The organism is Planomonospora algeriensis (assembly GCF_977012225.1).
The window spans coordinates 1-9,589 of the sequence record NZ_CDRNDK010000240.1; the positions used below are offsets into that span (position 1 = coordinate 1).

Consider the following 9,589-nt stretch of genomic DNA (forward strand, 5'->3'; position numbering starts at 1 on the left):
GCATCGACGACCTGCTGCGCACCACCCCCTGGCAGCAGCACGTCGCCTGAACCGCAGCCACCGGGCCGGTCGCGGGCACCGGAGCCGCAGGCGAAGGCGAAGGCGAAGAACGAGCAGCACGCGTACCCGGCACGGCCGGACGAGCCGGGGCGGGACCCGCTCCGGGCACCGATCCGCGGGTCCGCACCGGCGGGCGCCGGTGCGGACCCGGATGCGTCGAGCGCCGCCCTCGCCGGGGCAGGCGGAGAGTCCCGGTTCAGGCCTTGGGGAGGGTCCTGCCGAGTTCGAGCATCGCCTCGGAGGCCGGTCCGCCCTCGGAGCGCTCGGTCTTGTAGCCGGCGACCTTCGGGGCCAGCGTCCGGGGGTCGACCGCCTCGGAGGGGGCTCCGGTGGCGTACAGGCCGTCGGGCTGCTGGTCGCGGTCGTGCGGCAGCAGCCAGAACACCCGGCGGCGGAAGGTGCCGGAGGCCGCCGACGCCCTGGCGTCGGGCCCGATGACGGCGTATCCGACCATGCGGCCGTCGCGGTGGTACGGAGGCTTGCGCCTGCGGCTGGGCAGGCGGTCCAGAGACTGGCGGACGTAGTCGAGGGGCTCGATGTCCTCCAGCCAGACGAGCTCGGTCTCGTGGACGAGATCCTCCGGATCGATCAGTGCGCTCACGAGGCCTCCTTCGTCGGCCACGCTCGTGGCACTGCTGCGTCCATGGTTCGCTCGCTCCGCTCACTCACGGCTGCGGCTCCTCGGCGGGAAGGTCGGAGATCAGGCCGATCCCCGGGTAGAACTTGCGCGAGTTGGACAGGACCATCTGCCTGGGCGAGGTCAGCCCGACCGCTTCGCGGACGCGGGCGGCGAAGGCGCGGGCCGAGACGGGCGTGGCCCCCTCGAAACCGCACCAGCGCGCGTACTCGGTGTACAGGCGGGCTTGTTCGGCTCTCATACCGGAATCCAGTTTGCACGTCTCGGAGATGAACCGCCCGACGTGGTCCTCGGTCTCCGCGTAGGCATCGGTGGCCAGCCGTACCCGCTGCGGGCCGCTCAGGTCCTTCTCCCCTAGCAGGTAGCGGCGGGCCCCGTCGACGAGCCAGGCGAGGATGCCCGGCCCCTCCTCCTGGACCAGGACGCGCGCCAGGTTGTCGATCTTGCGTTCCTCCGAGACGACCCGCTCGAACGGGATCAGCCGGATGCGCCGCCAGAACGCGAATCCCCCGCTGGTCACCTCGGGGCGGTGGTTGCCCAGCAGCCACAGGTGGTGGGTCGGGTCGAAGGAGAAGAAGTCCTGCCGCATGCGACGGGCCTTGATCTTGTCGCCGCCGGTCAGCAGCTTGACCCGGGCCTCGTCGAACTTGTCGCCGGGCTTGAGCTCGGAGCAGACGATGATGCGGCGCCCGTGCAGCTCGGCCAGGTCCGTGGGGTGGCCGTCGAACGTCTTGGCCATGAGGAACCCGGGCGGGGCCGCGTCGGCGTAGTCGCCCAGCAGCTGGAGCATCACCTCCAGCAGCACCGACTTGCCGTTCTTGCCCTGGCCGTACAGGAACGGCAGGACCTGCGCGCCGACGTCCCCCGTGACGGAGTAGCCGAGCAGCAGGTGCAGGAAGTCGACGGTCTGGCGGCCTTCGGCGTCGGTGCCGAAGATGTCGGCCAGGAAGCGCTCCCAGCGGGGGGTGGGCATGCGCTCGGGCGCCATCGTGGTCGAGCGGGAGTGGAAGTGCCTGGCCGGGTCCGGCGGGCTGATGACCCCGGTGCGCAGGTCGACGACGCCGGCGGGGGTGCACAGGGCGTACGGGTCGGCGTCCAGCAGCTCGGCGCCCAGCACCATCCCCGGGGCGGCCTTGGCCTGCGCCAGCAGCGCCTTCATTCCGGAGGTGGACAGCGAGCGGCGCCGGTGGCCGTGCAGGTCGCGGTCGCTGAAGACGCCGCGGACGTCCGTCACGGCGATGTTCTCGGCCATCTCCCCCGCGGCCCACATGACGGTGTCGCTCTCGTCGAGCTCCCAGCGGTGCCCGGTCCAGCGGTACCAGCCGAGCCCGGGGACGTGCCGGAAGTCCTTGCCGTACAGGCTCACGAAGAGCTTGGCGTTGCCGCGGTCGGAGAGCGAGTCCGGCAGCAGGCCGTCGCTGGTGGCCACCGCCGGCGACGGCGCAGACGACGACGCCTGCGATACCGCCTGCGATGCCGTCTGCGCCGTCGCCGTGGTGACGGCGGGCCCCTGAGGCTCGGCGGCCGCCCCTCCGGGACGCGCCGGCGCCGCGGTGACGGGCAGCGACAGGTCGAGTATCTGCTGGGCGACGGCGGCCGGGTCGAAGCCCCCCTGCCCTGGTGAGGGATTCATCGGTTGCCTTCAACGTGGAGACCCCGGCGTTCGGCCCCGGGAGCGGTGGTCGGGCGTCCTTCGAGGTGCAGCGGGTGGCGGGTCCCGGCCGCGAGGCCGCTGCGGATGACCTGCTCGCAGCGGCGGGCCTGACCCGGACGGGCCCGGACGGCCGCGTCGGTGAGCAGCCGCTCGGCCTCCGCCTGCCCGAGGTGGCCTGCGGCGACCAGCCCTCCGGCGGTGTAGGCGGCCAGGTTGAGCTTGGCGGTGAACCCCGCGCCCTCGGGTACGGCCTCGCAGGCGAGCACCTCGCCCAGGACCTTGTCGAGGGCGCGCGCGGCCCCCCTGCGGCCGCCTCCGGCCCTGACGACGGCTTCGCGGCCCCGGGGCGGCGCCATCGGGGCGAGGGCCTGCGCGGCCCGGTGGGGCGGTTCTGGGCGGTGTCCGGTGCGCACCAGCTCCCGGGCCAGCCACTCCGGCAGCGGGGAGGGGACGCGGCAGTCGCCGAGCGGGGCGTAGACCCCGTCGCCGGTGCGGGTGCCGGGGGCGATGATGTAGCCCCCTCCGGCCCTGACGTCGACCTGCCAGGCCAGGGCCCGGCCGGTGCCGGCCGCCGATCCGACGGAGCACAGGAACGGGCCCGCGGCGCCCGCGCGGTACCACACGTGCATCCCGCCGGACGGCGTCCGGACGCGCAGCGTGGCGGAGTCCTGCGCGGGGTCGGGGGCGCCGCGCAGCGCGGCCAGCAGCGCGAGCGCGTGGAACCCGGTGGCCAAACCGGTGAGGTCGACGCCATCCGGGATCGGGATGCCCGGCAGGACCCGGTCGCGGCCGGGCGGGGGCGAGGAGTGGGCGTCGATGTCGATGACGACCAGGTTCGCGGGCCCGCAGGCGACCCCGACTCCGAAGGCCGGGTTGGCGGTCCACCAGGAGGCGATCAGCTCAGGGTCGGTGGTGGCCGCGTGGAAGCCGTGGCACCAGCGGCCCGCCGCCAGGCAGGCGCAGGAGGCCGCCGGATGCCCGGTCCCCTGGCACCGGCGGCAGTTGCCCGCCGGGGTCTTCCTGCCGGGCGCGAGCGGGTGGACGGGCCAGCCCCGCGCCGCGCACCACCGGGCGACGGCGACGGACCGGTCTCGCCCCGCCTGCGGGTGGACCTCCTCTGGCGGCGTCACTGCGTCCCTTCTCGTCCGTGCGGTGGCCGTGGAGGCTCGGGTCGGCACCGGGGAGCCCGTCATCGGGCGGGTCCCCGCCGGGCCGCGGGACCGGCGGCGTCCCCGGAGTGACTCAAGCGACCGAAGCGACTGAAGATCCGAACATCAGCACAGGCTAGCGGAGAGTCGGTCCCCGGTGGGGGAACACGGCCGCGTGACGGTCATCGGTGAGCGAACGGGGAGAGAACCGGCGTCCGGTCCGTCCGGGGAGCGCCCGGGCGGACCTGAGCCGGACGGCCGGGCGGAGCGACCGGGAGCCAGCGACCGGAGGCGGGCGGCAGCGACTGGAGGAGTTCGGTCGCTGCTCTCGGTCGCCGGGATGGAACCCCAGCTCAACGCCGGTTTTCCCGCCGGAAAAGCGACTGAAGCGACTGAAGGACGGTATCTATGACGCGCACACGCGCAGGTCAAGTTCCCGTCATATACCCGAACCCGAGTCGCTTTGGTCGCTGACGCCCCTGGAAAACGCCTCTGACCTGGGGTTTCTTCAGCTACCGAACGGCAGCGACCGAAACCTCCGTCAGTCACTGCCGCACCGGGCCTTGACCTCCGGCAGGAAGAAGCGGCGACCGAAGCGACCGAAGCGACCGAAGCGACTGAAATCAGCAATTGTCATGATGTTCCGGGATGCTCGGTGCCCTCACGCCCGGGGCGGGTCCCCCGTCCTGAGCCTTTCTCCGGAGCGTCGTCCTCGCCGACCCGGCCACGAGGCCCCCCGGGTCCCCTCCCGGGACTCCCAGAGCCCGCCGGGACGGCTGCGGACGCCCGGATCGGCCGGGAGCTTAACGATTGCCGGGCGCGGCAACCCGCCTGCACCTTCCGCGCACTTCCGCCGCTACGTCGCCCCGGCTTACTGGAGGACCGCGGGCCGCTCCGGCAGGGCCCGCACCGGCCACCCGGAACCACCGCAGCACCGGCCGGAGACCTGTCTCCGTCGTAAGGATCCGTGTTCTCCATGACGTTCTCCACCCGCCTCGCCGCCCGTGCCCTGACCGCTTTCCTGGGAGTGTCGCTGGTCTCAGGAACGGTCGTCGCCGCCGGGAGCACCGCCTCCGCCGACAGCGGGGAAGGCCGGAAGGTCATGCTCAAGGGGTCGACCACCGCGTCCTACTACTGGGACGACGCCTCCGGCCGCAACGGCGACACCGGCCTGCCGGCCTCGGGCAAGCCGATGCAGAAGGGCCTGGCCGCGTCCCCCTCGTGGCCGCTGCTGACCGAGGGCTATGTCGTCTACAAGGGGAAGAAGGCGCCGTTCTTCGTCGGCGACCGCGGCCCCGGTGAGCCGTCCACCCGGGGCGTGATGCTGGACCTGGACGCCAAGACCTTCGCCGACCTGACCGGCGGGAGGTTCAACCCCGACACCCTCGCGGTGAACGGCAACGGCGGCAAGGGCCACATCAAGGTCGACTATGTGATCACCAAGTGGGGTCCGGGCGTCGGCAAGAAGAACCACCCGGTCCCGTTCGAGACCCGTGCCTGGTCGAGGAGGGACCGCGACCCTGCCGAGCCGGTCCTGCTCCGGGCCCCGGCCAAGCCCGCCAAGCCCGAGACCGTGCCGGCGCCCGCCGAGGTCCCGGCAGCGGGCAAGGCCCCGCAGGCCGCGCCCGTTCCGGCGGCGCCCCCGGCTCCGAAGCCCGCTCCGACGCAGAAGAACACGCCCGCTCCCGCCGCCGCGCAGACCCCTCCACCGGCGACGCTCAAGGCCGACCCCGTCTCCGCCTCGAGCGAGGAGGGCTCCTCCGTGCCGACCGGGTTCGTCTTCGCCCTGCTACTGGTGGCCGGCGTCGGCTCCTACGCCGGAGTGCGCCTGCTCAGCACCCGGCTGACCCGCGAACGGGGCTGACCCCGACCGATCCCCTCCGCCCCCGCCCCGCTCTCCGCGGGGCTCCCGAGGCCGCCACCGGACGTCCGGTGGCGGCCTCGGCACGTTTGCCGGCATTCCGGCGCGGAGCCGGCCTCCGGTCCGGAGCTCAAGTCCGGAGCCCGGGCCCGGAACCCGGAACCCCGGTGCCGCCCCACAGGGTCCGGCGGAAGTTGCCCCAGAAGTGGGCGCTGTCGTTGGCGCGCGGGAACGGCCCGTCGGGGACGGGCACGCCCAGGAACGCGCAGAGCGGTTCCCACCCCTGCTCCACCCGGTAGACCAGCAGCCGCTCGGGCGGCAGGGACCGGCGGACCTCGGCGTTGTGCCGCTCGAAGTAGCCGACGGCGCTGTCGCGGTCGAAGCCGATGGGGCGGCGGTCGCGGTTGAGCGCGCTCAGCATGCGGATGAAGGTGGCCGCACGGGTCCGGGAAGGCAGTGCCCGGAGCACCGGCCCGGCCAGGGGGTGACGCAGCAGGAGCGGGAGCCTGAAGATCGTTTTCCGGGCGCTGTCGTACCAGGCGTCCGGATCGCGCTCGGTGAGGATCACCTTCGCGGCGGGATGGTCCTCGGCCAGTTCCCTCCAGTAGGCGGCGGCGGGGAAATCCACGCACGCCCGGTAGCCGCGGAAGACCGTGTCCCAGTCGCGGGCCCCGCCTTCCGCGACGTCGATCCACTGGCGCATCCGCGCGACACTGCCGACCACCTCGTACATGTGGTAGCAGGGATCGAACCCCAGCCGTTCGAGCGCGACCTTGAGAGAACTGGTTCCGGTCCGTCCCAGTCCCGCACCGATGACCTGCAGCATGCTTCCAGCGTCTCACCGGCCCCGCGGGCCGGAGCCCGTACCCGCCGGAGAACAGCGGGTACGGCCCCCGGCCCCCGGTGATCCGGACGGGTCAGACGGTGAAGCGGCCGACGACGCCGGACTGGGCGCCGGCCTCTTCGGCGGAGGCGGCGATGCGTGCGGAGACCTGGGACAGGTGCGTGGAGGAGGTCGTCAGGGAGTCGCTGTGGGCGATGACGGTGGAGACGGTGGTGCGCAGGGCCTCGGTGGTGTCGTCCAGTGCCCGGCCGAGGTGGCCGAGCTCGTCGCGGCGGGTCATGCCCAGGCGGACGGTCAGGTCGCCGCGGGCCACCCGGCCCAGGGCGTCGACCACGACGGTCAGCGGGCGCACGACCGACCGGGTCACCCGGACGCTGAGCACGGTAGCCAGCAGCAGCGCGGCCGCCAGCGTGCCCCACAGCGCCTTCAAATCTAGCGAGGGGACTGCCGGGTTCACCCGGCAGGGGAATCGCTTCCCTGTTACAGTTTTTTTGCTTGAAACGGGCAGGGCTTGTCCGTCGCCTACCTTGGCAGAGGAAAGCGAGAAGCCGCTCCCTTCAGGGAGCGGAGGAGTCACGACCTTGTCGTCCTCGATGAAGAACTGGTCCCAGGCGGGCTCCAGCTTGTCGAACTGCGCCCGCTCGGCTGGCTTCAGGTGCTCGACGCGGGTGTTCTCCAGGGTCTCGTACAGGGACTTCTTGGCGTAGAGCTGTCCCTGGCGGTTCATCGAGTCGGGCGCGGTGGCGGCCTTACCGCCCATGGCGGTGCCGGCGTCGGCGGCCACGAGGGCCTGCCAGCCGGTCAGGTCGGCGACGTGGTAGGCGAAGGTCTGGACGTCGTCCTCGACCTGCTCCAGCCGGTCGCCGCGAGGCCGGGCTCAGCCGTCCTGGGGCAGTTCGAACCAGACCACGCGCCCCGGGCCGCCGGGGCCGGACTGGCCCCAGCGGGTGGCGCACAGCTCCACGATGGCCAGACCGCGGCCGCCGGGGAGCTGTTCGGCCTCGAGGTCGAGCGGGCGCACGTGGGGGGTCTTCAGCGTGCTCCCGCCGTCGGCGACCTCCACCCGCAGGAAGGGGCCGCGCAGGTAGACGCTGACCTCGAAGAAGCCGCCGACGCCGCTGCACGTGTGCTGGACGGCGTTGGTGGCGAGCTCGGAGGTCATCAGGACGGCCTGCTCCGCGGCGGCGCGGCCGGCGGCCGCCAGCGCCACGAACCGGCGGGCCTGCCGTACCTGATCGGGCAGACCGGCGAAGCGGCGGCGCATCAGGAGCGTCATGGAGGAGAGGCCGTCCGGGCAGGGGTCCGCGACGGCGATGGGGGCGGTGTCGCCGGGCGGACGCGCGGCCCGGGCGGAATCGTTGTTCTCAGACATGGTCGTCACGCGTTCAGATGAGCGCGATGTCCTGTTCTACGGAGGTCGCCGTCAAATACAGCTCGAACCATGTCTCGTCGTCCACCGAGGAGGGGATCCACGAGGAGCGGACCTGGTGGCGCTCCTCCTCGTACTGCAGCGCGAACACGCGCAGCTCGCGTATCCAGCGGGGATCGACCTTCTGGACGATCACATCGAAGTCCGGCATCGCCGTGTCTCCTCAATCCGTTGAGAAATCTCTTCGTCAATCCCTTGACGCCGGCTCTCCCGCCTCCCGTTCGGGGATGGGTCACCACTCCGACATTCGGCAGGAGACGAAGCGACTGAAGTTGCCGGTCGGGTGCTTTTCGGGAGCGATCTCCACCGGCCCGCCCATCACCACGTAATGAATTCGGTTGGTAACATTCCGACATGAGGTGTCCGGGCAGGGGGGTCCGGTTCACACCTCGTGCCGGATGATCGCGCGCGGTGATCCGGACAGGGGGCGAAGATCGGGTGGTGGACGCTGGTGCAGCCTCGCGTGCTTGTGATCGAGGACGAGGAGGACGTCCGCGATCTCCTGCAACGTCATCTCAACGGCCTGGGATGCCAGGTCCGGACCGCCGCGAACGGCGAGATCGGGCTGCTCCTGGCCGTCAGCGATCCTCCCGACCTGGTCGTCCTCGACATCCGTCTTCCCGGAGTCGACGGCAGGGAGGTGGCGCGGACCCTGCAGAACGACCCGCGCACCCGCGACTGCAGGATCGTCGTCACATCGGTCCTCGACGCCGAGGACCTCCTCGACATCAACGCCGACGCCGTGCTCCCCAAGCCGTTCCGGCGCGCAGACGTCAAGAAAGCCGTGGACTCACTATGGGAGGTGAACTGACGCGATGGCCACCATTCTCATCGCCGAGGACGACGCCGACATCCGCGACCTCGTCGTCTTCAAGTTGGAGCAGGGCGGCCACACCGTCATCCCGGTGGGTGACGGCCGGTCGGCGCTGCGCACCGCCCGCGAACAGGATCCCGACATCGTCCTGCTGGACGTCATGATGCCCGGCATGTCGGGCATCGACGTCTGCCGTGAGCTGCGCCGGGACGCGCAGACGGCCGAGCTGCCGATCATCCTCCTCACCGCCCGCGCCCAGGAGAGCGACGTGGAGAACGGGCTGACCGCCGGTGCCGACGACTACATCGTCAAGCCGTTCAGCCCGCGCGTGCTCGCCGAGCGCGTCCAGTCCGTCCTGACCAGGACACGGGCTTGAGCACGGTCGACCTGGTCTCCGTCACGCTGGCGCTGCTGCTGTACGCGGTGAGCATGCTCGGGGCCGTGATCGTCACGGGTCGCGTGGTACGCCGCCGCAGGGACCGGCGCGACGCGCGGCTGGCCGCCGAGGCCCGCCCCTACCTGCTGGAGCTCACCGGCGGCGACGCCGACATCGACGAGCCGCTCCGGCGGCTGGCCGCGCTGGACCGGCGCCGCTGGAAGGCGGTCCAGCCCAGCGCGACCTCGCTGCTCGGCAAGGTCAGCGGCCACGCCCACGCGGCGCTGGTGCGCCTGTTCGAGGAGCGCGGCATCGCCCGGGACGCCCTGCGCGACCTGACCCGGCGCGGAGCGGTACGGCGGGCCGCCGCCGCCCACGTGCTGGGCCTCATGCGCCACGCCGAGGCCGTCCCCGCCCTGATCCGCCTGCTGTCGGACCGCAACCCCGAGGTGCGGGCCGTCGCCGCGCGGGCCCTGGGGCAGGTGGGCGCCCCGAGGCGGCCGGGCCGCTGCTGGAGTGCCTGGCCGCGGGCCGGCCGGGTCCCCTTCGACCTGATCGCGCAGTCGCTGATCCGGATCGGGCCGGCCGCCCGGCCGGCGCTGGGCAAGGCGCTCTCGCACTCCGACCCGGCGGTCCGCGCCATCGCCGCCGAAGTGCTCGGCCTCATCGGCTCCGTCGGCTCGGTCGCGGCGCTGGTCCGCGCGCTGTCGGTGGACCCGTCCGTCGACGTGCGGACGCGGGCCGCCCGCTCGCTCGGCCGGCTCGG

At 72.6% G+C, this 9,589-nt stretch carries 11 protein-coding genes; 4 read left to right on the forward strand and 7 right to left on the reverse strand.

What is annotated here, in order from left to right:
• Nucleotides 1–256: 256 nt before the first annotated feature.
• From ACWJ6R_RS22450 to ACWJ6R_RS22460, 3 genes are all read right to left on the reverse strand, one after another.
• Nucleotides 257–661, reverse strand: coding sequence for a DUF6009 family protein (locus tag ACWJ6R_RS22450; RefSeq protein ID WP_068904600.1), 405 nt, complete (start codon nt 659–661; stop codon nt 257–259).
• 64 nt (nt 662–725) lie between these two features.
• Nucleotides 726–2,330, reverse strand: coding sequence for a DNA primase family protein (locus ACWJ6R_RS22455; protein WP_449064121.1), 1,605 nt, complete (start codon nt 2,328–2,330; stop codon nt 726–728).
• The gene (locus ACWJ6R_RS22460; RefSeq protein WP_449064122.1) at nt 2,327–3,481 is read right to left on the reverse strand and encodes a bifunctional DNA primase/polymerase; all 1,155 of its coding nucleotides are present in this window, start codon (nt 3,479–3,481) and stop codon (nt 2,327–2,329) included. The genes ACWJ6R_RS22455 and ACWJ6R_RS22460 overlap by 4 nt, the downstream gene beginning before the upstream one ends.
• A gap of 994 nt (nt 3,482–4,475) precedes the next feature.
• Here ACWJ6R_RS22460 and ACWJ6R_RS22465 point away from each other — a divergent pair.
• Nucleotides 4,476–5,363, forward strand: coding sequence for a hypothetical protein (locus ACWJ6R_RS22465; protein ID WP_449064123.1), 888 nt, complete (start codon nt 4,476–4,478; stop codon nt 5,361–5,363).
• A gap of 127 nt (nt 5,364–5,490) precedes the next feature.
• Here the strand turns inward: ACWJ6R_RS22465 and ACWJ6R_RS22470 are convergent, their stop codons facing one another.
• The 4 genes from ACWJ6R_RS22470 to ACWJ6R_RS22485 form a co-directional block, all read right to left on the reverse strand.
• Nucleotides 5,491–6,186: a sulfotransferase family protein gene (locus ACWJ6R_RS22470; protein ID WP_449064124.1), complete on the reverse strand. Its 696-nt coding sequence runs from the start codon at nt 6,184–6,186 to the stop codon at nt 5,491–5,493.
• Between the two features lie 91 nt (nt 6,187–6,277).
• The gene (locus ACWJ6R_RS22475) at nt 6,278–6,988 is read right to left on the reverse strand and encodes a HAMP domain-containing protein (protein WP_449064125.1); all 711 of its coding nucleotides are present in this window, start codon (nt 6,986–6,988) and stop codon (nt 6,278–6,280) included.
• 93 nt (nt 6,989–7,081) lie between these two features.
• Nucleotides 7,082–7,576: an ATP-binding protein gene (locus ACWJ6R_RS22480; RefSeq protein WP_449064130.1), complete on the reverse strand. Its 495-nt coding sequence runs from the start codon at nt 7,574–7,576 to the stop codon at nt 7,082–7,084.
• Between the two features lie 13 nt (nt 7,577–7,589).
• Nucleotides 7,590–7,784, reverse strand: a complete 195-nt coding sequence (locus tag ACWJ6R_RS22485) for a hypothetical protein (protein ID WP_449064126.1) — start codon at nt 7,782–7,784, stop codon at nt 7,590–7,592.
• A gap of 312 nt (nt 7,785–8,096) precedes the next feature.
• Between ACWJ6R_RS22485 and ACWJ6R_RS22490 the strand changes: the two genes are divergently transcribed.
• The 3 genes from ACWJ6R_RS22490 to ACWJ6R_RS22500 all read left to right on the forward strand — a co-directional run.
• Entirely contained in the window at nt 8,097–8,444 is a 348-nt protein-coding gene (locus ACWJ6R_RS22490) for a response regulator (protein ID WP_449064127.1), read from the forward strand.
• A 4-nt stretch (nt 8,445–8,448) separates the two neighbouring features.
• Nucleotides 8,449–8,823 (forward strand): response regulator transcription factor, encoded by a 375-nt coding sequence (locus tag ACWJ6R_RS22495; protein WP_449064128.1) that lies wholly within the window; start codon nt 8,449–8,451, stop codon nt 8,821–8,823.
• A partial coding sequence (locus ACWJ6R_RS22500) for a HEAT repeat domain-containing protein (RefSeq protein WP_449064129.1) occupies nt 8,820–9,589 on the forward strand: 770 nt, incomplete at its 3' end. The genes ACWJ6R_RS22495 and ACWJ6R_RS22500, both read left to right, overlap by 4 nt.

What these genes read in the sequence shown, in the direction of transcription:
- ACWJ6R_RS22455 (WP_449064121.1), bottom strand. Translation starts at nt 2,330, where the DNA reads ATGAATCCCTCACCAGGGCAGGGGGGCTTCGACCCGGCCGCCGTCGCC.
- ACWJ6R_RS22465 (WP_449064123.1), top strand. Translation starts at nt 4,476, where the DNA reads ATGACGTTCTCCACCCGCCTCGCCGCCCGTGCCCTGACCGCTTTCCTG.
- ACWJ6R_RS22480 (WP_449064130.1), bottom strand. Translation starts at nt 7,576, where the DNA reads ATGTCTGAGAACAACGATTCCGCCCGGGCCGCGCGTCCGCCCGGCGAC.
- ACWJ6R_RS22495 (WP_449064128.1), top strand. Translation starts at nt 8,449, where the DNA reads ATGGCCACCATTCTCATCGCCGAGGACGACGCCGACATCCGCGACCTC.
- ACWJ6R_RS22470 (WP_449064124.1), bottom strand. Translation starts at nt 6,186, where the DNA reads ATGCTGCAGGTCATCGGTGCGGGACTGGGACGGACCGGAACCAGTTCT.
- ACWJ6R_RS22485 (WP_449064126.1), bottom strand. Translation starts at nt 7,784, where the DNA reads ATGCCGGACTTCGATGTGATCGTCCAGAAGGTCGATCCCCGCTGGATA.